17 protein-coding genes are annotated in these 22292 nt (G+C 70.5%); 10 read left to right on the top strand and 7 right to left on the bottom strand.

Annotation, left to right across the window (positions count from 1 at the left end):
• Window positions 1-100 precede the first annotated feature (100 nt).
• Window positions 101-958 carry an ABC transporter permease gene (locus ABZ281_RS05350; RefSeq protein WP_189591729.1) on the top strand — a complete coding sequence of 286 codons (858 nt, stop codon included), beginning with the start codon at window positions 101-103 and terminating at the stop codon, window positions 956-958.
• Between the two features lie 58 nt (window positions 959-1016).
• On the opposite strand, the gene greA is transcribed toward ABZ281_RS05350, so the two are convergent.
• A complete protein-coding gene (gene greA, locus ABZ281_RS05345) occupies window positions 1017-1514 on the bottom strand; it encodes a transcription elongation factor GreA (protein WP_356652323.1) in 498 nt (165 codons plus the stop codon).
• Window positions 1515-1694: 180 nt separating this feature from the next.
• Window positions 1695-2093 carry a DUF4307 domain-containing protein gene (locus ABZ281_RS05340; protein WP_356652321.1) on the bottom strand — a complete coding sequence of 133 codons (399 nt, stop codon included), beginning with the start codon at window positions 2091-2093 and terminating at the stop codon, window positions 1695-1697.
• Window positions 2094-2240: 147 nt separating this feature from the next.
• On the opposite strand from ABZ281_RS05340, the gene mca reads away from it, so the two are divergent.
• Window positions 2241-3122 carry a mycothiol conjugate amidase Mca gene (gene mca / locus ABZ281_RS05335; RefSeq protein ID WP_356652319.1) on the top strand — a complete coding sequence of 294 codons (882 nt, stop codon included), beginning with the start codon at window positions 2241-2243 and terminating at the stop codon, window positions 3120-3122.
• Window positions 3115-3396 carry a hypothetical protein gene (locus ABZ281_RS05330; RefSeq protein WP_356652317.1) on the top strand — a complete coding sequence of 94 codons (282 nt, stop codon included), beginning with the start codon at window positions 3115-3117 and terminating at the stop codon, window positions 3394-3396. Before mca ends, ABZ281_RS05330 begins: the two co-directional genes overlap by 8 nt.
• A 97-nt stretch (window positions 3397-3493) precedes the next feature.
• Here ABZ281_RS05330 and ABZ281_RS05325 read toward each other — a convergent pair whose 3' ends face one another.
• Window positions 3494-6691, bottom strand: coding sequence for a tetratricopeptide repeat protein (locus ABZ281_RS05325; RefSeq protein ID WP_356652315.1), 3198 nt, complete (start codon window positions 6689-6691; stop codon window positions 3494-3496).
• A 164-nt stretch (window positions 6692-6855) separates the two neighbouring features.
• On the opposite strand from ABZ281_RS05325, the gene ABZ281_RS05320 reads away from it, so the two are divergent.
• From ABZ281_RS05320 to ABZ281_RS05300, 5 genes are all read left to right on the top strand, one after another.
• Window positions 6856-8889 (top strand): thioredoxin domain-containing protein, encoded by a 2034-nt coding sequence (locus ABZ281_RS05320; RefSeq protein WP_356652313.1) that lies wholly within the window; start codon window positions 6856-6858, stop codon window positions 8887-8889.
• Window positions 8890-9034: 145 nt separating this feature from the next.
• Window positions 9035-10324 carry a glycosyltransferase gene (locus tag ABZ281_RS05315; protein ID WP_356652311.1) on the top strand — a complete coding sequence of 430 codons (1290 nt, stop codon included), beginning with the start codon at window positions 9035-9037 and terminating at the stop codon, window positions 10322-10324.
• Complete coding sequence (locus ABZ281_RS05310; RefSeq protein ID WP_356652309.1) at window positions 10321-11970, top strand: phospholipid carrier-dependent glycosyltransferase; 1650 nt, start codon at window positions 10321-10323, stop codon at window positions 11968-11970. The genes ABZ281_RS05315 and ABZ281_RS05310 overlap by 4 nt, the downstream gene beginning before the upstream one ends.
• Window positions 11967-13160, top strand: a complete 1194-nt coding sequence (locus tag ABZ281_RS05305; protein WP_356652307.1) for a glycosyltransferase family 2 protein — start codon at window positions 11967-11969, stop codon at window positions 13158-13160. Before ABZ281_RS05310 ends, ABZ281_RS05305 begins: the two co-directional genes overlap by 4 nt.
• Complete coding sequence (locus ABZ281_RS05300; RefSeq protein ID WP_356652305.1) at window positions 13157-15568, top strand: galactose oxidase early set domain-containing protein; 2412 nt, start codon at window positions 13157-13159, stop codon at window positions 15566-15568. The genes ABZ281_RS05305 and ABZ281_RS05300 overlap by 4 nt, the downstream gene beginning before the upstream one ends.
• On the opposite strand, the gene ABZ281_RS05295 is transcribed toward ABZ281_RS05300, so the two are convergent.
• The 4 genes from ABZ281_RS05295 to ABZ281_RS05280 all read right to left on the bottom strand — a co-directional run bounded on the left by ABZ281_RS05295 (window position 15559) and on the right by ABZ281_RS05280 (window position 19440).
• On the bottom strand, window positions 15559-16290 hold the full coding sequence (locus ABZ281_RS05295) for a Mut7-C RNAse domain-containing protein (RefSeq protein ID WP_356652303.1): 732 nt from the start codon (window positions 16288-16290) through the stop codon (window positions 15559-15561). The genes ABZ281_RS05300 and ABZ281_RS05295 overlap by 10 nt on opposite strands.
• 4 nt (window positions 16291-16294) lie before the next feature.
• A complete protein-coding gene (locus ABZ281_RS05290) occupies window positions 16295-16957 on the bottom strand; it encodes a TetR family transcriptional regulator (protein WP_356652301.1) in 663 nt (220 codons plus the stop codon).
• Window positions 16958-16972: 15 nt separating this feature from the next.
• On the bottom strand, window positions 16973-18625 hold the full coding sequence (locus ABZ281_RS05285) for a DHA2 family efflux MFS transporter permease subunit (RefSeq protein WP_356652299.1): 1653 nt from the start codon (window positions 18623-18625) through the stop codon (window positions 16973-16975).
• A 101-nt stretch (window positions 18626-18726) separates the two neighbouring features.
• Window positions 18727-19440 carry a hemolysin III family protein gene (locus ABZ281_RS05280; protein ID WP_356652297.1) on the bottom strand — a complete coding sequence of 238 codons (714 nt, stop codon included), beginning with the start codon at window positions 19438-19440 and terminating at the stop codon, window positions 18727-18729.
• A 327-nt stretch (window positions 19441-19767) separates the two neighbouring features.
• On the opposite strand from ABZ281_RS05280, the gene ABZ281_RS05275 reads away from it, so the two are divergent.
• Window positions 19768-21615 carry a phosphoenolpyruvate carboxykinase (GTP) gene (locus ABZ281_RS05275; protein ID WP_356652295.1) on the top strand — a complete coding sequence of 616 codons (1848 nt, stop codon included), beginning with the start codon at window positions 19768-19770 and terminating at the stop codon, window positions 21613-21615.
• A gap of 479 nt (window positions 21616-22094) precedes the next feature.
• On the top strand, window positions 22095-22292 hold a 198-nt coding region (locus ABZ281_RS05270; RefSeq protein ID WP_356652293.1), incomplete at its 3' end, for a hypothetical protein.

Here is a 22292-nt window from a genome sequence, read left to right as displayed (position 1 = left end):
ACACCCCCCTCCCCCCCCCGACCCTCGACGACGTCTTCCTGTCCCTGACGGGACACGTGGCCGAGATCAAGGACCAGGAGAACGACAAGGAGGCCGCCCAGTGAGCGCCGTCACCGACACCGTGCGGGTCGCGCCCACCGCGAACCCGGTCAGCCAGTCGATCCGCGACTCGATGGTCGTCGCCAAACGCAACCTGATCCGCATGTCCCGGATCCCCGAGATGATCATCTACGGGCTGATCCAGCCGATCATGTTCGTGGTGCTGTTCACCTACGTCTTCGGCGGCTCCATGCAGATCGGCAACAGCACCAGCGCCGCCGACTACAAGAACTTCCTGATGGCGGGCATCTTCGCGCAGACCGTCACCTTCGCCACCGCCAGCTCCGGCGCCGGCATCGCCGACGACATGCACAAGGGCCTCATCGACCGCTTCCGCTCCCTGCCCATGGCACGCGGCGCGGTGCTCACCGGCCGCACCCTCGCCGACTCCGTGCAGACGGCCCTGACCCTGGTGGTCCTCGCCGTGGTCGCCCTGCTGGTCGGCTGGCGCGTCGGGTCGGACGGCAGCACCAATGCCGCCAAGGTCCTCGCGGCCTTCGGCCTGCTGCTCCTGCTGGGCTACGCGTTCACCTGGATCGGCGCCCTGATCGGCATGTCCGTCCGGACCCCCGAGGCGGCCACGTCCAGCGGCCTGATCTGGCTCTTCCCGGTCACGTTCATCTCCAACGCGTTCGTGGACACCAGCCACATGACCCCGTGGCTGCGCCACATCGCCGAGTGGAACCCCTTCAGCGCCACGGTCCAGGCCTGCCGTGTGCTGTTCGCCAACCCGGGCCAGTCCCCGTCGGACGCCTGGCCCATGCAGCACCCCGTCTGGGCCTCGCTGATCTACTCGATCCTGATCCTGGTGGTCTTCCGGACCCTGGCCGTGCGCAAGTACCGCTCGGCGACGGCATGAGAATGCCCCCGGTGCCGCAGCGGCACCGGGGGCAGACCAGGGCTCGGAAGGGGACGGGTCAGCTCTCGTACGGCTCGGCCTTGAGGATCTTCACCAGGGCCTTCTTGCCGTTCGGCAGCTCGTACTCCGCGTCGTCGCCGACCTTGTGGCCGATCACGCCGGTGCCCAGCGGGGACTGCGGCGAGTAGGTCTCGATGTCGGAGCTCGCGTACTCGCGGGAGGCGAGGAGGAACGTCAGCGTGTCGTCCTCGTCGCCGTCGAACGCGATCGTGACGACCATGCCGGGCGCCACCGCGCCGTCCGCCGCGGGCGCCTCGCCGACCTTGGCGTTCTCGAGGAGCTGGGTGAGCTGGCGCACACGGAGCTCCTGCTTGCCCTGCTCCTCCTTGGCCGCGTGGTACCCGCCGTTTTCACGCAGGTCGCCCTCTTCGCGCGCCGCGGCGATCTTCGCGGAGATCTCCGCCCGCGCGGGACCAGTAAGGTGCTCAAGCTCAGCCTTGAGCTTGTTGTACGCCTCCTGGGTCAGCCAGGTGACGTTCTCGCTGGTCTGGGTCACAGGTGCTCCTCGTAGGTACTGGGAATACAAAGCATCGCCCTACCCAGAAGAATGTTCCTTCACGGAAGGGCGAAACCACGAGCCTAACAATTCAGGGGCCCAAGGGGGAGGACATAAGCCACCAGATTCACGTCAATGCAGGTCAGGCACTACGTATTCCAGGTGATGCCCGGTCGTTGTTCAGCCGGCGTGGCAGCCCAGCAGCTCGGCCGTCATCCCCGGGGAGGTCGTGCGGAGCGTGACGACCTTGTCGATGCGGGTCCCGTCCCCGTCGAAGCGGAAGTCGGCCCGGCCCACCTCGGCCCCGTTCTCGGCCTGCGAGCGCACGGTGCAGTAGCCGTCGGTGCCGGCGTCCTTGCGGACCTCCAGATGCACCTGCACGGACTCCTCGCCCGGCTCGAAGCTGATCACCTCGGCGCTGATCTCGTTCTTGGCGACGTAGTGGTAGCCGAACCAGCCGACGATCCCCAGCAGCGCCACCGCGAGGACGGTGCCCACGACCTTGAGCGTGCGGTCGGCGCGCTCGTCCGAGGAGCGGCCGTATCGGCCCTCGGGCGGTCGCGTGCTCGCCGTACTCATGATCGTCCTCCTGGCAGGGCCGGGACGAAGGTCCCGGAAGGGGCTCCGGGACCGGGCCCCGGAATTATTCGCCCCCCGATTCGGTCACTATAGAAGCCGCTGATTGCGCCGACGCACACAGGGCGCCGACTTACTGAGGATTGAGTCTTGACTGACCAGTTGCGACTGATGGCCGTTCACGCCCACCCCGACGACGAGTCGAGCAAGGGCGCTGCGACCATGGCGAAGTACGTGTCCGAGGGGGTGGACGTGCTGGTCGTGACCTGCACGGGCGGGGAACGCGGCTCCATCCTCAATCCCAAGCTCCAGGGCGACGCGTACATCGAGGAGCACATCCACGAGGTACGCAAGAAGGAGATGGACGAGGCCCGGGAGATCCTGGGCGTCAAGCAGGAATGGCTCGGCTTCGTCGACTCGGGCCTGCCCGAGGGCGACCCGCTGCCGCCGCTGCCGGAGGGCTGCTTCGCCCTGGAGGACGTGGACCACGCGGCCGGGGAACTGGTGCGCAGGATCCGTGCCTTCCGTCCGCAGGTGATCACCACCTATGACGAGAACGGCGGCTACCCGCACCCCGACCACATCATGACCCACAAGATCTCCATGGTGGCGTTCGAGTCGGCCGCGGACACCGAGAAGTACCCGGAGGTGGAGTACGGCCCCGCCTACCAGCCGCAGAAGCTCTACTACAACCAGGGCTTCAACCGCCCGCGCACCGAGGCCCTGCACCAGGCGATGCTCGACCGCGGCATGGAGTCCCCCTACGGGGACTGGCTCAAGCGCTGGGAGGAGTTCGGCATGAAGCAGCGCACGCTCACCACGCACGTCCCCTGCGCCGAGTTCTACGAGATCCGCGACAAGGCGCTGATCGCCCACGCCACGCAGATCGACCCGGACGGGGGCTGGTTCAAGGTGCCCATGGAGATCCAGAAGGAGGTCTGGCCGACGGAGGAGTACGAGCTGGCGAAGGCCCTCGTCGATACCTCCCTCCCCGAGCACGACCTCTTCGCGGGCATCCGCGACAATGCCTGATATGAGCGCAAGCGCAAGCCTGGCAATGACGCACCTCGTCTCCTTCGCCAAGGAGGTGGACGAGGACAAGGTCACCCCCGGCGTCCTCGGCTTCATCGTCTTCGCGGCGATGGCCCTGGCGGTGTGGGCCCTGATGAAGTCCATGAGCCGGCACATGAACCGGGTCGACTTCACCCAGGTCCCGGACCCGAAGGCCGACCAGCCGGAGCAGTCCCCAGTGGACGCGAACGCGGACCCGGAGCCCTCCGGCCAGGGCGGCAAGAAGCAAGGCTGACGCCCCACCCAGGGGACACCACCCGTCGGTGGCCCGGCACCGAGCGCCGCCGACGGGTGCGTCTCGCGCCCGGGCGCCCCCGGCCCGGCCCCGCGGCCTACGCCTTCGACTCCACCGCCACGCCCATCACCTCGCGCGCGTGCCGGTTCGGCACCATGCCGAGTCGCCAGGCCTGCCAGCCCGCCTCCAGGGTCACGCCCCGCTCCAGGAGCAGCTGGTACGCGTCGAGGTAGTCGTCCAGCTTCCGGTCGCGCAGCCCGTGGCTCGCGCGGGACAAGCGCGCCAGCTCCTCCTGCGCCACCGCCGTACCCACCTCCATGCCGCCCGGGGCCGCGTAGGGCAGGAGCGTGCAGCGCAGGAAGCGGGCCCAGTCCTCGCCCCGGCGGTCGCCGTAGGACGCGAAGAGCTCCACCGCCTCGTCGCACAGGGCCAGGGCCTGCTGGGTGCGGGCGTTGCCCGCGTCCACGACCACCAGCTCCAGGCACGTCCCGGCCTCGCCGTGGGCGACGCCGATGCGCTGGAAGTCGGCCCGGGCATCGACGAGCAACTGCCGAGCGAAGCCCGAATTGCGCAGGGAACCCGTCTGGGCCGCCCGCTGGTCACGGGTGACGCGGGCCGAGTGGTGGCGGGCGCAGGCCAGACCGTAGACGTCCCGCATGCGGGAGAACATCGTGCGGGCACGTTCCAGCTCGCGGACGGCCTGATCGAGATCGCCCGTCTCCTCCAGGGCCTGGCCCAGGTAGTACAGCGTCCAGGCCTCACCGCGCGCGTCCTCGTTGTCGCGATGCCGGGCGGCCGCCCCGCGCAGCTCCTGCACCGCCGGGGACGCGTCCCCCGCGACCAGCAGCGCCCGGGCCAGCTGCGTCAGCGCCCAGGCCTCACCGCGGGCGTCACGGGTCCGTCCGTACAGCTCCAGGGCCGCGCGCAGTTCCCCCTCGGCCCGCGGCACATCACCCATGCGCAGCCCCAGCTGGCCGAGCTGGAAGTGCGCCCACGCCTGGCCGTGCACGGACTCGCCCGCCCGGTGCAGCACCAGCGACTCGGTCAGCAGCTCCATCGCCTCCGCCACCCGGGCCCGGTCCCGCTCCACCGCCGCGAGGGCGTGCATCGTCCACGCCCGGTCCGTCGCCAGCTCGGGCGGGGACTGCAGCTCCAGGGCCTCGCGGAGCTTGGCCGACGCCTCCGTCAGATTGCCCTGGTGGTGCAGGGTGATGCCGAGGGAGCACAGGGCGCGGGCGGCACCCGCGTCGTGGTGGGCCTCCCGGTAGAGGTCCACGACCGAGGTGAGGGTGGTGCGGGCCTTGTCGAGTTCGCCCAGCTGCCGCGCCGCGATGCCGGTGCGCCACTGCACGGAGCGGACCAGCAGGCCCTCGTCCACCGCCTGCGCCAGCTCACTGATCTCACCAGGCCGGTACAGGTCACCCCGCAGCAGGCAGTAGTCGCAGAGCGCGCCCAGCAGATTCAGCACCGCCGCCTGATCCACACCCTCGGCGTGCCGCAGTGCCGCCGTGATGAAGCTCGACTCGTCGTCCAGCCAACGCAGCGCCTCGTCGAGGGAGGTGAAGCCGTACGGGCTGAAGCGGTTGGTGCGGGTCGACATGTTGCCGTCGACCATCCGCAGCACCGAGTCCGCCAGCTCGGCGTAGTTCACGATCAACCGCTCCTGCGCCGCCGTCCGCTCGGCCGGATCCTCCTCGTCGAGGAGGCGGGCCTGGGCGAAGGAACGGACCAGGTCGTGCAGCCGGTAGCGGTCGCCCCGGACGTGGTCGATCAGACCGGCACGGGTCAGGACCTGCAGATGGCGCCTGGCCTCCGCCTCGTCCGTGGCCAGCAGAGCGGCGGCCGCGGCGGCCCCGAGCGAGGCACGCCCGGCCAGGGCCAGCCGGCGCAGCAGCCGCCGTACGGTCTCCGGCTGGTCGGTGTAGCGCAGCCACAGGGCACGCTCCACCGGCTCGACCGGGCCGTACGCCTCGAGGTCGGTTGCCAGGGCGCGAGGCGAGCGCGGGCCCAGGCAGGAACCCGCGATGCGCAGCGCCAGCGGCAGCCCGCCGCACAGCTCCCGGACCCGGTCCGCGGACTCCGCGTCGTACGGCCCGGAGCGGTCCTGCGCCGCCGCGCCCAGCAGCTCCTCCGCACCCGCGGCGTCCAGCGGCGCGACCGCCAGCTGATGCACCCGCGCGGGCAGGCCCTCCAGCTCCAGCGGGCCTCGCGCGGTCACCAGCACCAGGCTGTCGGACCGCTCCGGGACCAGGGCGCGGATCTGCTCCGCGTCCGCGGCGTCGTCGAGGACGACCGTGACCGGCAGGCCCGTCAGATGCTGGTGGTAGAGCTCGCCCAGCCGCTTGACCTGCTGGTCGGGGGAGGAGCGTTCGCGGAACAGCAACTGCTCGCGGGGCGCACCGAGCCGGTTCAGCAGATGCAGCAGGGCGTCGCGGGTGGACAGCGGGGACTCGCCCGGCCCGTCGGCGCGCAGATCGACGACGCAGGCACCACGGAAGTAGTCCCTCAGATCGTGCGTGGCGTGCACCGCGAGTGTCGTACGGCCGCTGCCGGGCGTGCCGTGCAGCACGACCACGGTCGGCTGCGTCTCCGTGCTCGCCCGGGCCGACTGCACCCACTGCCGGATCTGTGCCAGCTCGTGCCGCCGCCCCGCGAACGGCTCCGCGGACTCCGGGAGCTGCCCGAAGGACTGCTCCAGCACATTGCGCCCGCGCGCCGCCGCGCTCTTGTCCGTGCCCCGCAGCCGCGGCGCCGTCTTCTTCGGCCCGGTCGAGGCCGCGAGCACCCGCTGCTGGTCCAGGAACGGCCGGATGCCCCGCACCTCCAGCGCCGTCAGCCACTGGAGCCGCAACTGTGCGGGCCCGCCGGGCTGGCTCACGGCCCCGGCGCGACGACTCGTGGCCGGTACGTGCGACCCGACCACCTTCGCCACCGTCGCCGCGGCCCCTACGACACCCACCGTCACACCCGCCCCGAGAGCGGTCCCGGTCCCCGTGCCCAGCGCCATGTCGGCGACTATGGCCGCGACCGCCGCCACCCCCGCCACCAGCAGCGGCGTCCCGGCGCCCTCCCGGGCGTACCGCTGCCCGAAGGTCAGCTGCCCGGCCGCCGCCTCGTCCAGGGCGCGCGTGTAGGCCTCGTACTCCTCGCCCGCGCTCTGCGCCATCGCGTCGAGCCGCCCACGCGCCCGCGCGAGCAGCACTTTCCCGTCGCTGCGCCCACCCGAGCGGCGCACCTCCTCCTCGACGGCCCGCGCCAACAGCCGCTCGGCCTCCGCCCGATGACTGTCCCGCATGTCAGGTCCCCCTCCGGCGGCAACGGCGTCGTCTCATCCGTCGCGGTCGTTCCCTCGGTCGTTTCCTTGGTCAAGTGTGCTGCGGACGGCGCATCGGGGCGAGGGGGCGTGCCCGCGCGGCGCCTGACGCGTGTGGGGCCGGGTACTGCGGCAGGATGGATACCATGCCGAACCGACTGGCGCACGAGACGTCCCCCTACCTCCTTCAGCACGCCGACAACCCCGTCGACTGGTGGCCCTGGTCGTCCGAGGCCTTCGAGGAGGCCCGCAAGCGGAACGTGCCCGTGCTGCTCAGTGTGGGATACAGCAGCTGTCACTGGTGTCACGTCATGGCGCACGAGTCCTTCGAGGACCAGGAGACCGCCGAGTACCTCAACGCGCACTACGTGAGCGTGAAGGTCGACCGTGAAGAGCGCCCCGACGTCGACGCCGTCTACATGGAGGCCGTACAGGCGGCGACCGGGCAGGGCGGCTGGCCCATGACCGTGTTCCTCACCCCGGACGCCGAGCCGTTCTACTTCGGTACGTACTTCCCGCCTGCTCCCCGCCAGGGCATGCCGTCGTTCCGGCAGGTGCTCCAGGGCGTGCACCAGGCGTGGGACGAGCGGCGGGACGAGGTGGCCGAGGTCGCCGGGAAGATCGTCCGGGATCTCGCCGGGCGGGAGATCTCCTACGGCGACGCGCAGACCCCCGGTGAGGAGGAGCTCGCGCAGGCGCTGCTCGGGCTGACGCGGGAGTACGACCCGCAGCGCGGCGGTTTCGGCGGGGCGCCGAAGTTCCCGCCGTCCATGGCGCTGGAGTTCCTGCTGCGCCACCACGCCCGCACCGGCGCCGAGGGCGCCCTTCAGATGGCGCAGGACACCTGCGAGCGGATGGCCCGGGGCGGGATGTACGACCAGCTCGGGGGCGGCTTCGCCCGCTACTCCGTCGACCGCGACTGGATCGTGCCGCACTTCGAGAAGATGCTGTACGACAACGCCCTGCTGTGCCGGGTGTACGCCCACCTCTGGCGTTCCACCGGTTCGGAGCTGGCCCGCCGGGTCGCCCTGGAGACCGCCGACTTCATGGTGCGGGAACTGCGCACGAACGAGGGCGGGTTCGCCTCCGCGCTGGATGCCGACAGTGACGACGGGACGGGCAAGCACGTCGAGGGCGCGTACTACGTGTGGACGCCCGAGCAGTTGCGGGAGATCCTCGGCGACGAGGACGCCGAGCTCGCGGCCCAGCACTTCGGTGTGACCGAGGAGGGCACGTTCGAGGAGGGCGCGTCCGTGCTCCAACTGCCTGTGCGGGACGGAGTGTTCGACGCGGGAAGGATTGCCTCGATCTCGGAGCGGCTGCTGGCGAAGCGGGCCGAGCGACCCGCTCCCGGCCGGGACGACAAGGTCGTCGCCGCCTGGAACGGCCTCGCGATCGCCGCGCTCGCCGAAACCGGCGCCTACTTCGACCGGCCCGACCTGGTCGAGGCCGCCGTCGCCGCGGCCGACCTCCTGGTCCGGCTGCATCTGGACGAGCAGGCCCGGCTCACCCGCACCAGCAAGGACGGCCACGCCGGCGCCAACGCGGGTGTCCTGGAGGACTACGCGGATGTGGCGGAGGGCTTCCTCGCGCTCGCGTCCGTCACCGGGGAGGGTGTCTGGCTGGAGTTCGCCGGGTTCCTCCTCGATCACGTCCTGGCCCGCTTCACGGACCCCGGGTCGGGCTCGCTGTACGACACCGCGGCCGACGCCGAGCGGCTGATCCGGCGCCCGCAGGACCCGACCGACAACGCGGCCCCGTCAGGCTGGACGGCTGCCGCGAACGCCCTGCTGAGTTATGCCGCGCACACCGGCTCCGGGCCTCACCGCACCGCCGCCGAGCGGGCGCTGGGGGTCGTGAAGGCGCTGGGGCCGCGAGTGCCCCGCTTCATCGGCTGGGGGCTGGCCGCGGCGGAGGCCGTGCTGGACGGTCCGCGCGAGGTCGCGGTCGTCGGCCCGGCGCTGGACGACGAGAACACAAGGAGCCTGCACCGCACGGCACTTCTGGGGACCGCGCCCGGTGCGGTGGTCGCCGTGGGTGCCCCGGGCAGCGACGAGTTCCCGCTGCTCGCGGACCGTCCGCTGGTCGATGGTGAACCGGCCGCGTACGTCTGCCGTAACTTCACTTGCGACGCCCCGACGACCGAACTCGCCCGTCTGCGTGCGGTCTTGAGTGTTTGAAGCACGTATCAACGGAAACATGGTCTTTATCTGAACAGCCCCCGGGCTTCACAGTTCCCCCCTAATCTCTGCACAGTGACGTGGCGGATGAGGCCGCACCGGCCCGCCGTCACGACAGGGGGTTCTGGGATCTGGGGGGATCTGTTTGCTGACGTCTGTCTTCATCGCTGCCGTTTCACTTGCCTTGTTCTGGATGGCGGCGTTCACCCTGTGGTGGCAGATGCACGCCTGGCGTACGCCGGAAGTGCTCGCCTCCACGCGGTTCAGCAGTCCGGACGGGGACGAGCACGTCTCCTTCTCGCTGTTACTGCCCGCCCGGCACGAACAGGCGGTGCTGGACCACACGATCCAGCGGCTGCTGGAGTCGAGCCACACCGACTTCGAGATCATCGTGATCGTCGGGCACGACGACCCGGAGACCACCGCGGTGGCCGAGATGGCAGCCGCGCGTGACCGACGGGTGCGGGTCGTCGTCGACACACACGAGAAGAAGAACAAGCCGAAGGCCATGAACACGGCGCTGCCGCACTGCCGCGGCGACGTCGTCGGCGTCTTCGACGCGGAGGACCAGGTCCACCCCGAGCTCCTCACGCACGTCGACCACGCCTTCCGCACCACCGGCGCGGACGTCGTCCAGGGCGGGGTGCAGCTGATCAACTTCCACTCCAGCTGGTACAGCCTGCGCAACTGCCTGGAGTACTTCTTCTGGTTCCGCTCGCGGCTCCACCTGCACGCGCAGAAAGGTTTCATTCCGCTCGGCGGCAACACCGTCTTCGTCCGCACGGACGTCCTGCGGGAAGCCGAGGGCTGGGACCCGAACTGCCTCGCCGAGGACTGCGACCTGGGCGTGCGTCTGTCCAGCGTCGGCAAGAAGGTCGTCGTCGCCTACGACTCCGACATGGTGACCCGCGAGGAGACCCCGGGCTCGCTGATGTCCCTGCTGAAGCAGCGCACCCGCTGGAACCAGGGGTTCCTCCAGGTGTACCGGAAGAAGGACTGGAAGCAGCTGCCCACCCTCGGACAGCGGCTGCTCGCCCGCTACACCCTGATGACGCCGTTCATGCAGGCCTTCACCGGCCTGATCATCCCGCTCAACGTGGCGATCGCCCTGTTCCTGGACGTGCCCGTCGGCATCGCCTTCATCACCTTCCTGCCGGCTGTCACGGCTCTGGTCACCTTCGTCTTCGAGATCGTCGGACTGCACGACTTCGGCAAGCAGTACGGGCTGCGCGTCCGCTTCGCGCACTACCTGAAGCTGATCGTGGGCGGCCCCTTCTACCAGGTCCTGCTCGCCGGTGCGGCCGTGCGGGCCGTCTGGCGTGAGCAGCGCGGCCGTAACGACTGGGAGCTGACGAGCCACGTCGGCGCGCATCTCGGCGAGACGGCCACGAGTCGGGCTGACGTTCCCGTGACCCGAGAGGACGTTCCCGCGTGACCTCCACCCTTCCCGCGGCGACCACCCCGAAGGTCCCCGCGCAGCGGCAGCCCGCGCCCCGGACCGGTGCGCACCGCAGACCGCAGCCGCTGAGCCGGCTGCGCTCCTCCCGCGCTGACCTGGTCCTCTGCGGTGTCCTCCTCGCGGCGATCCTCGTCGTGCAGGGCTGGAACATCGGCGACTACCCGGCCCTCAGCGACGACGAGGGCACCTATCTCGCCCAGGCCTGGTCGGTCCAGCAGGGCAACGGCCTCGCCCACTACACCTACTGGTACGACCATCCGCCGCTGGGCTGGATCCAGATCGCCGTGCTGACCTGGATCCCCGCGCTGATCAGCCCCGAGGCGATGACGGTGGGCACCATGCGCGCCGCGATGCTGGTGATCAGCGGCATCAGCGCGGTCCTGATCTTCGTGCTGGGACGGCGCCTTGCGCTGCCCCGCTGGGCGGCCGCGCTCGGCATGGTGTTCTTCGGGCTGTCGCCGCTGTCGGTCGTACTCCAGCGGGAGATCTTCCTCGACAACCTCGCGGTGATGTGGACGCTGCTGGCCTTCACGCTGGCCGCCTCCCCGAGCCGGCACCTCTGGCACCACTTCGGAGCGGGCGTCGCCGCCGCCACGGCCGTGCTCACCAAGGAGACGATGCTCGTCGTCCTGCCCGCCCTGTTCCTCACCATGTGGCGCCACAGCCACCGGGACACCCGCAAGTTCGCCCTCACCGGAGCCGTCACGGCCTGTGCCCTGATCGGCTTCGCGTACCCGCTGTTCGCCCTGCTCAAGGGCGAGTTGCTGCCGGGCGCCGGGCACGTGTCCCTGTGGGACGGCGTCAAGTACCAGATGACCAGACCCGGTTCGGGCTTCATCCTGGACCAGGGTTCCGGCTCCTGGGGTGTGCTCCAGTCGTGGCTGTACTACGACCGGATCCTGCCCCTCGGCGGCCTCGCGGGCGCCCTGCTCCTGCTCGTCACCTGGCGCTGGTCGGTCACCGCCCGCGCCCTGGCCGGACCGGCCCTGGCCGTGGCGATCCTCGCCGCGCTGGCCCTGCGCCCCAACGGCTACCTGCCCGCGATGTACGTCATCCAGGCCCTGCCGTTCCTCGCGCTGGTCCTCGCCGGGGGCACCGCCTCCGTCGCCCACGCGGTGCTGAGCCGCTGGCGCTCCCAGGCGGAGAAACGGTACGTCAGCGTGGGTCGTTACACGCTCGCCGCCGTCCTCGCCCTGGCCGCGGGCGCCTACGTGGTCCCGCACTGGTACGACGGTGCCCGCACGGCCGTCACCACCGACGCCAACGCCCCCTACGAGGCCGCGTCCGCGTGGCTGGCCACGGAGGTCGAGGACCCGGAGCACACCCGGGTGCTGGTCGACGACGCGCTCTGGCTGGACCTGGTGCACCAGGGCTACCGGCCCGGCCTCGGCGTCATCTGGTTCTACAAGGCCGACCTCGACCCCGCGGTGACGAAGACGATGCCGCGCGGCTGGAAGGACCTCGACTACGTCGTCGCCTCGCCGACGGTGCGGCGGGACGCGGCCGATCTGCCCAACGTCAAGGCCGCCATGGAGCACTCGGACCCGGTCGCCACCTTCGGCACCGGCGAGGACCGCATCGAGATCCGCCAGATCAAGACGTCCGCCGGAGGCGCACGATGAGCCAGGAGTCCATTGTCCCCGGTGAGGTCGTCAAGACCGCCGAGGTCCCCGAGCCCGGTGCCGTCACCATCGTCGTGCCGACGTTCAACGAGTCGGCGAACGTCCGGCAGTTGCTGCGCCAGATCACCGAGGCCGTACCGGCCCGGCTGCCCTGCGAGGTCGTCTTCGTGGACGACTCCACCGACGACACCCCGGAGGTCATCGAGAAGGCGGCGCAGGACTGCCCGTTCCCGGTGACCGTGCTGCACCGAGAGGAGCCGGTGGGCGGGCTCGGCGGCGCGGTCGTCGAGGGCCTGAAGGCGGCCACGTCGGACTGGATCGTCGTCATGGACGGCGACTGCCAGCACCCGCCGTCCCTCGTGCCCGACCTGGTCGCCACCGGCGAACGGGCGAACGCCGGGCTGGTCGTCGCCTCCCGGTACATCAAGGGCGGCAGCCGGGCCGGACTCGCGGGCAGCTACCGCGTGTTCGTCTCGCGCGGAGCGACCTGGCTGACCAAGGCGCTGTTCCCGCGTCGGCTGCACGGCATCAGCGACCCGATGAGCGGCTTCTTCGCGATCCGCCGCAGCGCGGTCACGGCGGAGGTGCTCCAGCCGCTAGGCTACAAGATTCTCCTCGAACTCGCCGTCCGCAGCCGTCCGCGCCGGGTCACCGAGGTGCCGTTCGTCTTCCAGGACCGGTTCGCGGGGGAGTCCAAGTCGACCGCGCAGGAGGGCTTCCGCTTCCTGCGCCACCTGGCCGGGCTGCGCACCGCCTCCCCGGTCGCGCGCATGGTCGGGTTCGGCCTGATCGGGCTGACCGGCTTCCTGCCGAACCTGGTCGGCCTGTGGGCGCTGACCGCCGCCGGCATGCACTACGTACCGGCGGAGATCCTCGCCAACCAGCTCGGCGTCGCCTGGAACTTCCTGCTCATCGAGCACCTGCTGTTCCGCGAGCGGCGCCGGCACCGGCGCTGGTGGGACCGGGCCGGGCGGTTCGCGCTGCTCGCCAACGCCGATCTGGTGCTGCGCATCCCGCTGATCGCCCTGTTCGTGCACCAGTTCCACCTGGGCGTGCTGTCGGCCACCGCGCTGGCGCTGGTGACGACGTTCGTCCTGCGCTTCGCCGGGACCGAAGCGCTGGTCTACCTGCCGCGCCGGGGCCGGGAGAAGCCCGCGCGCGACGGCCGTACAGCAAGGAGAGCCGTGTGAAACCTCGTCGCAGAACGACCGCACTCCTGTCCGTGGCAGCCCTCACCTCGGGTCTGCTCCTGACCGCACCCCAACCAGCCTCCGCCGCCAACCTCATCAAGAACCCGGGTTTCGAGACCGCCGGCGCAGACGGCATGCCGTACTGCTGGGAGAAGTCCGGCTGGGGTGACAACGACTTCACCTTCACCACCACGACCGACGCGCACACCGGCTCCAAGGCGATGAAGGTCGAGCTGACCCGCCGCGTCGAGGGCGACCGCAAGGCGCTGATCACCGAGTCCGCCGCGTGCGCGCCGGTGGTGACGCCGGGCAAGCAGTACGACCTCGGCCTCTGGTACAAGACGACGACCCCGGACGCGGCGATCACCCTGTTCCGGCACGACACCACGGCCGGCTGGCAGTACTGGACCGACCTCAAGACGCTGGACCTGGCAGGGAACTGGACCGAGGCCACCGTCCGCACGCCCGAGGTCCCCGCCGGCACCGACCGCATCTCCTGGGGCGTCTCCGTCTACGGCACAGGCTCCGCCACCACCGACGACTACACCATGGACCAGGTGCCCGACCCCGTCCTGCCGCCCGAGTGCACCGGCACCGCCGCGCAGTGCGCCGACGGCAAGTGGGACGTGCTGCCCACGCAGAACCCGGTGCGCTCCATGCACTCGGTCGTGCTCCACAACGGCAAGGTGCTGCTGATCGCGGGCTCCGGGAACGACGAGGCGATGTTCGAGGCCGGCACCTTCACGTCGGCGGTGTACGACCCGGCGGACGGCTCCTACAAGGTCATCCCCACGCCGAAGGACATGTTCTGTGCGGGGCACGTGCAGCTCCAGGACGGGCGTGTGCTCGTGATGAGCGGCAACAAGGGCTACCCGACGGCGGACGGCCGTGTCGGCTACCAGGGCTACAAGGACTCGTACATCTTCGACCCGGAGACCGAGACCTACTCCAAGACCAACGACATGAACGACGGCCACTGGTACCCGTCGGCGACGATCCTCGGCAACGGTGACGTCATCACCTTCGGCGGGCTGCGCGAGGACTCCACCGGCTCGGTCACCGCCGAGCTGTTCTCCGAGGCCGAGCAGCAGTGGCAGCCGCTGTGGAAGGTCAACCAGACCTGGTCGTACTGGGGGCTGTACCCATCGATGATCCTGATGCAGGACGGCCGCCTCTTCTACTCGGGCAGCCACGTCTTCGGCAACAACATCCCGGGCACGGGATCGGCGATCTACGACTACGACGCCAACACCACCACCCAGGTGCCGGGCCTGCGGAACAAGGACGAGCGCGACCAGTCGGCGAGCGTGCTGCTGCCCCCGGCGCAGGACCAGAAGGTCCTCACCCTCGGCGGCGGCAACATCGACTCCAATCCGGAGGCGAACCGTCTGACCGACATCATCGACCTCAAGCAGCCCAGCCCCGCGTACGTGGCCGGGCCGCCGATCCCGCAGGGCACCGTCGACCTCGGCAACGGTCCGGTCCCGCAGACCGGGAACCAGGGCAAGATGTACGTCTCGGCCGTGCTGATGCCCGACGGCAAGGTGCTGGAGACGGGCGGCGGGCTGCACAACCGCGCCGACCCCGTCTACGAGACGTCGATCTTCGACCCCGAGTCGGAGACCTTCGAACCGGTCGCCGTCGACCCCGAGGCGCGCGGCTACCACTCCTCGGCCTTCCTGCTCCCCGACGGCCGTGTGATGACGACCGGCGACAACCCGGGCAACGGCTCCTGGAACCACGACGTGTCGGTGTACAGCCCGCCGTACCTGTTCAAGGGACCCCGCCCGCAGATCACCTCCGTCATCGACACCGAGTGGAACTACGGCGACACCCAGCGGATCACCGTCGACCGGCCCATCGCCAAGGCCGAGCTGATCCGCCCGGCCGCCGTCACGCACTCCTCGGACCCGAACCAGCGGTTCGTGGACCTGCCGTTGTCCGTCGACGGCGGCAACGTCGACCTGAACGTCACGAGCAACCCCAACCTGGCCCCGCCCGGCTGGTACATGCTCTTCGCGGTCGACGCGAACGGCGTGCCCTCGGTGGCGAAGTGGGTGCACCTCCAGGGCCCGCAGGCGCTCAGGGCGACGGACGCCTCCGCCCACGTCCACGACTTCGCGGACGAGCCCACGGGCAAGGTCGTCAAGCCCGGCAAGAAGCGGACGTCGCAGAAGGTCAGCCCGACGATCTCCGGCTGCGACCGCCACTACGGCTCGATCAACGTCTGCGTGCCGACGGACTTCCCGGCGGAGGTGAAGAAGACGACGGCGGCGCGGTGCCAGTGGCTCAAGGCGAACGACTACGGCCGCCTGAAGGTCAACGGCAAGGACGACCCGCTGGGCCTGGACCGGAACCGGGACGGAATCGCCTGTGGGAAGGGTGATGTGAAGAAGGGTCAGCGCTGACCGCGTGACTCCGTCAGGGCGCGCTCCACGATGGCCTCCAGCTGCTCGTGGTGCGCGCCCTTCCAGTACGCCCGGCCGCATGCCGTGCACTGCGCGAACACGTCGTACGTGGCATGCGTGCCGTGCTTCAGCTGGTCCGCGACCTCGTCCTTGGTCGCCTTGCGCAGCACCCCGTTGCAGGCCGTGCACCGCGTCCACGGGAGCAACTCGGGCTGGAACCGGTCCAGGACGTCCCGAAGCTGCTCCTCCGGTCGTGTGCTGTAGACGAACGCTCCCGCCCACAGCTCGCGGCGCCGCAGCAACCCCCGGTCGCGGCTCAGCATGACCCGCTGCTCGGCCGCCGAACGTGCCGCGAGGGCCGGGTCGCCGATGTCGGTCGACTCGTACGCGGTGTCCACGCCGAGTAGCCGGAGCCGGCGGGCCAGCGTGCCGAGGTGGACGTCGAGGAGGAACCGCAGGGGAGCGCCCGGCACCCGCTGGGGGCGCGCGACGGTTCGTACGGCCACCGCCTCGCCGGCCACCGGGACGTGCGCGAAGGGCACCTCGCGGCCGTCCACGAGCAGCGCGCCGACCTCGGTCAGCGGTACGCCCAGTGACTCGATGACATGGCCCAGGCTGGAGGCACCGTCCGTGGTGGCCCGCAGGGTGCCGGTGCGCCGGGCCCGGGGGACGAAGACGTGCAGCTCGGGGGCGAACTCGACGTGGATCTCGGGACCGTTCACCCGGTCAGGATGTCATGGGGGCCGCGGAAGCGGGTGGCCGTTTCGGCAGGTCCTTGAGGGTGTCGAGGGTGCGGTCGACCAGGTCCGGCAGGTCGTCCCGGAAGTCCCGTTCGACCCAGTAGATCATCGCCTCCAGCAGGGCACCCATCAGTCCCATCGCGTACACCCGCACTTCGAGCTCGTCCTGGTCGCGTCCGGTGCGTTCCGCGAGCGCCCGGCACAGCAGGCGGCCGGTGACGGACATGCTCTCCAGCATCCGCGCGCGCAGCGCGGGCACCTCGGCCATCAGCCGGATGCGCAGGATCATCTCGTCCTGCTCGGAGTCCGGGGTGTCTGCGATGGCCATGGTCATGCCCTGGCGGATCGCCCAGCGCAGCGACTCCAGCACCGGTTCGTCCCGGGGCCGTGCCCGCAGCAGGTCCTCCACCAAGGGGTCGTACTCGTCCGTCAGGACGATGTCCTCCTTGGTGGGGAAGTAGCGGAAGACGGTGCTCGGCGAGACCTCGGCGCGCTCCGCGATCTGCTCGACCGTGGTGGCGTCGTACCCCTGTTCCTTGATCAAGGCGTACGTGGCGTCCCTGATCGCGATCCGCGTCTTGATCTTCTTGCGTTCCCGCAGGCCCAGATGGCGCGCGGCCTCGGGAACAGGGGTCCGTGCGGTGGTCATACGGCTCATTGTCGGTCATCGGCCTCCACCCGGGCCACGTCCGCGTCCGAGAGCCCTGGCCGGCGGCTTCCCGGGCTCCATGGCCTCCCCGGGCTCCTCGGCTTCTCCGGGCTCCCCGGGCTCCCCGGGCCCGCCGAGAACCCCGGGCTGTCCGGCCTGAGCGGCGGCCCGCGGGTTGGGCAGCAGCAGTGCCGTCAGCGCCGCCGTCACCAGGGCCGCGATGCCGCAGACCACGAGGACCGTGGACATGCCGTCCACATACGCGGCGTCGGCGGAGTGGGCGAGCGCCGGCAGCCCCAGCCGCTCGGCCACGGCGTGGGCGCCGCTGAGCGAGTCGCGTGCCGCGTCCGCCGCCCCCTGGGGCAGTCCGGCGGTGTCGAGCCGGTCGTCGTAGGCGCCCGCGACGAGGCTGCCGAGCAGGGCGATGCCGATGGCGCCGCCCACCTGGCGCAGCGTCATCAGCAGTCCGGAACCGCTGCCCGCCTCCTCGGCGGGGATGCCGCCGAGCGCCGCGTCCATCGCGGGCACCATCGCCAGGCCGAAGCCCAGGCCCGCGATCGTCAGCCACAGGGCGGTGAACCCGTAACCGGAGCCGGACTCCGTGCGGGAGCCGAGCAGCGCGGCGAAGCACAGCACCACCAGACCCGTGGTGACCACCGGGCGCGGTCCCGTGCGCCGCACCAGCAGGGTGCTCAGCCGTGCGGAGACCATCAGCCCGCCCATCATCGGCAGGAGCCGCAGCCCGGTGCCGAAGGCGTCGCTGCCGCCGACCTCCTGCAGATACGCCGGCAGCGTGAACAGCAGCCCGGAGAAGACGAACGTGCCGAGCGTCGCCGCCAGGCTGTTGAAGAGGAACCCCCGGTGGCCGAGCAGTTTCAGGTCCAGCATGGGCCGCACCGCGCGGCGCTCCCGTGTGACGAGGGCGGTGAGCAGCACGACGGACACGCTGAACGAGCCGAGCACCAAAGCGCTGCCCCAGCCGCGCCCGGGCGCCTCGATGATGCCGAAGACCAGGGCACCCAGCCCCAGCGCGCTGTACGCGGTCGACAGGGCGTCCACCCGGGGTGAGGACGGGTCGCGGGACTCGGGCAGCAGGAACAGACAGGCGGCGATGCCGATCGCGGCCATGGGGATGTTGATCAGGAAGATCGAGCCCCACCAGTAGTGGTCCAGCAGCAGCCCGCCGACCAGCGGCCCGAGCGGCATCCCCGCGGCCATGGACGCGGTGACGGCGGCGACGGCCTTGCCGCGCTCCTCCTCGCCGAACATCGACGGCAGCACGGACAGGCCCAGCGGAATCACCAGCGCGGCACCGAGACCCATCAGGGAGCGGGCCGCGATCACCAGCTCCGGGGTGTCGACCAGCGTGCCGGCCAGCGACCCGGCGAGGAACACCACCAGGCCCGTGACCAGCATCCGGCGCCGCCCGAACCGGTCGCCGAGCAGTCCGGCGGGCAGCATCAGCGCCGCGAACACGACGACATAGGAGTCGACGATCCACTGCAGCTCGCCGGTGGTCGCCCCCAGCTGCGCGGCCATCTTCGGCAGCGCCACGTTGAGGATCGTCAGATCGAAACCCAGCGCGAGCATGCTCGCGACGAGGGCGCCGAGCGCCCACCAGCGGCGGGGGTCCCCGCGCCCGGGATCCTGCTGAGTGACAGTAGCCATGAAATGAGAGTTACTCTCAAAAGAGTCTCACTGTCAACGTGTGGGGACATGAGAAAGGGCCACGGCGCGAAAAGCCGTGGCCCCGTGCTGCGCGGCAGCTGTCACCCGTGCTGGTACGCCACCAGCGAGATCCCCACGTAGTGCGTGATGAAGGCCGCCAGGGTGAGGGAGTGGAACACCTCGTGGAAGCCGAACCAGCGCGGTGACGGGTTCGGCCGCTTGATCCCGTAGACCACGCCGCCGGCGCTGTAGAGCAGGCCGCCGACGATGACCAGGACGAGGACGGCGACGCCGCCGGCCCGCATGAAGTCGGGCAGGTAGAAGACGGCCGCCCAGCCCATCGCGATGTAGCAGGGCGTGTAGAGCCAGCGCGGGGCGCCGACCCAGAAGACGCGGAAGAGGATGCCGGCCACGGCCGCGCCCCAGATGCCCCACAGCAGCCACTGCCCCTTGGCTTCCGGCAGGAGCAGCATGGTCAGCGGCGTGTAGGTGCCCGCGATGATCAGGAAGATGTTGGCGTGGTCCAGCCGGCGCAGGACGCCGTCCATGCGGGGACTCCAGTCGCCCCGGTGGTACAGCGCGCTCACGCCGAACAGCAGGCATGCCGTCAGGGCGAAGATGCCGCAGGCGATGCGTCCTCTGGACGAGTCTGCGAGGGCGGTCAGCACCAGGCCCGCGATCAGGGCGGCCGGGAACATGCCGAGGTGCAGCCAGCCGCGCAGCTTCGGCTTCACCGGGTGCGGCAAAGGGAGCGCCTTCGGACCGTGGCCGTCGGCCGCCGAGTCCGTGGGCGCGTCGGGGGCGAACGCAGTCATGGAGGAATGGTAGCTACGGAACCGTAAGTCACGTATCGGTGCCGCGGATTGGCGGGCGAAGAGTGGCCATCCTCTCATCAGGGCCCGACGATGGTCACGCAAACGGACTGTCAGGTGAACGCAACGTGCACGTAAAGCGGTGCGGGAAACCGTGGCGAGCCTCACGTTGCTCACCTGTGCGCTCCTCTGGACAGATGGGCGCGCACGTCGGATGATCAAATGAGTGCGGTCGGCACCGGATGAGCGCCAAGATCTTCCGTGAAGCATCCGGGTCGCAGCCCCCACGGGGCCTCCACATCACAAAAAATCCCTCATTTAGGAGCAATCGTGGCGCGCGATATCGCGGCTCCCACCGTCCCCACCACCCATCAGGGGCTGATCTCGTGGGTCAACGAGATCGCAGAACTGACGCAGCCGGACAACGTGGTCTGGTGTGACGGATCCGAGGCCGAGTACGAGCGCCTGTGCGGGGAGCTCGTCGAGAAGGGCACCTTCCGGAAACTCGACCCGATCAAGCGCCCCCACTCCTACTACGCGGCCTCCGACCCCACCGATGTCGCCCGCGTGGAGGACCGGACGTTCATCTGTTCCGAGAAGGAGGCGGACGCCGGCCCGACCAACCACTGGAAGGCCCCCGCCGAGATGCGGGAGATCTTCCAGGGCACCGGCGGCCAGGGCGGTCTGTTCCGCGGCTCGATGCGCGGCCGGACCATGTACGTCGTGCCCTTCTGCATGGGCCCGCTCGGCTCGCCGCTGTCCGCGCTCGGTGTGGAGATCACCGACTCGGCCTACGTCGCCGTCTCGATGCGCACCATGACGCGCATGGGCCAGGCCGTCCTGGACGAGCTCGGCTCCGACGGCTTCTTCGTCAAGGCCGTGCACACCCTGGGCGCCCCGCTGGAGCCCGGCCAGGCGGACGTCCCCTGGCCCTGCAACCGGACCAAGTACATCTCGCACTTCCCCGAGGACCGTGAGATCTGGTCCTACGGCTCGGGCTACGGCGGCAACGCCCTGCTCGGCAAGAAGTGCTACGCCCTGCGCATCGCCTCCGTCATGGCCCGTGACGAGGGCTGGCTCGCCGAGCACATGCTGGTCCTGAAGCTGACCCCGCCGCGCGGCGAGGCCAAGTACGTCGCCGCGGCCTTCCCGAGCGCCTGCGGCAAGACCAACCTCGCCATGCTGGAGCCGACCGTCCCCGGCTGGACCGTCGAGACCATCGGCGACGACATCGCCTGGATGCGCTTCGGCGAGGACGGCCGCCTGTACGCCATCAACCCCGAGGCCGGCTTCTTCGGTGTCGCGCCCGGCACCGGCGAGCACACCAACGCCAACGCGATGAAGACGCTGTGGGGCAACTCCGTCTTCACCAACGTCGCCCTCACCGACGACAACGACATCTGGTGGGAGGGCATGACGGAGGAGACCCCGGCCCACCTGACGGACTGGAAGGGCAACGACTGGACGCCCGAGTCCGCCCGCGAAGCAAATGGATACCGTCCGGCCGCCCACCCCAACGCCCGCTTCACCGTCCCGGCCTCGCAGTGCCCGATCATCGCGCCGGAGTGGGAGGATCCCAAGGGCGTGCCGATCTCGGCGATCCTCTTCGGTGGCCGCCGCGCCACCGCCGTGCCGCTGGTGACGGAGTCCTTCGACTGGAACCACGGCGTGTTCCTCGGCGCCAACGTGGCCTCCGAGAAGACCGCCGCCGCCGAGGGCAAGGTCGGCGAGCTGCGTCGCGACCCGTTCGCGATGCTGCCGTTCTGCGGCTACAACATGGGCGACTACATGGCCCACTGGGTCGACGTGGCCAAGGACAAGGACCAGTCCAAGCTGCCGAAGATCTACTACGTCAACTGGTTCCGCAAGGACGACGAGGGCAAGTTCGTCTGGCCCGGCTTCGGTGAGAACAGCCGCGTCCTGAAGTGGATCGTGGAGCGCCTGGACGGCACCGCCGAGGGCGTCGAGACCCCGATCGGCGTCCTGCCGACGCGTGCGGCCCTCGACACGGACGGGCTCGACCTCGCCGACTCCGACCTCGACTTCCTGCTCACGGTCGACAAGGAGGTCTGGCGCGAGGAGGCCGCCCTGGTCCCCGAGCACCTCAACACCTTCGGTGACCACACGCCGAAGGAGCTGTGGGACCAGTACCGCGCGCTGGTGGAGCGCCTGGGCTGAGCCCACCCCCTGTACTCCGCGGCCGGCTGGAACCGAGAGTGCCCTGACCAGCAATATCGTCACGGCCGGCCGCGGAACCGACTGGCGGGACCCGTACAACGGCGTGCGGGGTTCGGGCCGGTCACCGCGTCCTCCGTCCGCCCCGACGGAAACAAGCGGCGACCGGCCCCCTCCCGCCCGCTTCGGCGCGGCCCGTCCCGCGGGCTCACGAACGTGCCGATGGATGACCGAGCGCTCCGGCCGACCGCCTACGTCGACCGGGGCGCTCGGGCGTGTTCGGGGTCTCGGCGCGGCGGCGATGGTTTCGGCGTCGGTGAACAGTTCGCACCACACCGTCTTGCGGCCGGCCTCCTGCGCCACACCCCACCGCACGGCCAGCGCGTCCAGCAACGCCAGACCTCGGCCGGATTCCGCCTCGGTCCGGGCGCCGGCCGCTCCGCCCCTCCGACGAGGACGGGCAGCGCCGGGGATCGGGAGCGGTGACCCCCAGCCGGACCCGCCCGCCCTCCTCCCGCCACACCCGCACCGTCACGGGGACGCCCTCCCCGACGTGCCGGATCACGTTCGTGACGAGCTCGCCCGCACAGAGCTGCACGTCGGTCCCGTACGAGCGCAGCGCCCGCCGCACACCGGACACCGTGGCCGGGGTTGCGAGCAACTCCAGCGTCGTCACCGGC

It is taken from the genome of Streptomyces sp. NPDC006265 (assembly GCF_040613555.1).
GTDB lineage: Bacteria > Actinomycetota > Actinomycetes > Streptomycetales > Streptomycetaceae > Streptomyces.
The sequence above is the reverse complement of the archived record's forward strand: the minus strand, read 5'-3'. Positions and strand labels throughout refer to the sequence as shown.

Bases quoted from the DNA above. Each gene is read 5' to 3' on its own strand.
- ABZ281_RS05340 (WP_356652321.1), bottom strand. From the start codon at position 2,093: ATGAGTACGGCGAGCACGCGACCGCCCGAGGGCCGATACGGCCGCTCC.
- ABZ281_RS05330 (WP_356652317.1), top strand. From the start codon at position 3,115: ATGCCTGATATGAGCGCAAGCGCAAGCCTGGCAATGACGCACCTCGTC.
- ABZ281_RS05325 (WP_356652315.1), bottom strand. From the start codon at position 6,691: ATGCGGGACAGTCATCGGGCGGAGGCCGAGCGGCTGTTGGCGCGGGCC.
- ABZ281_RS05320 (WP_356652313.1), top strand. From the start codon at position 6,856: ATGCCGAACCGACTGGCGCACGAGACGTCCCCCTACCTCCTTCAGCAC.
- ABZ281_RS05305 (WP_356652307.1), top strand. From the start codon at position 11,967: ATGAGCCAGGAGTCCATTGTCCCCGGTGAGGTCGTCAAGACCGCCGAG.
- ABZ281_RS05290 (WP_356652301.1), bottom strand. From the start codon at position 16,957: ATGACCACCGCACGGACCCCTGTTCCCGAGGCCGCGCGCCATCTGGGC.
- ABZ281_RS05285 (WP_356652299.1), bottom strand. From the start codon at position 18,625: ATGGCTACTGTCACTCAGCAGGATCCCGGGCGCGGGGACCCCCGCCGC.
- ABZ281_RS05280 (WP_356652297.1), bottom strand. From the start codon at position 19,440: ATGACTGCGTTCGCCCCCGACGCGCCCACGGACTCGGCGGCCGACGGC.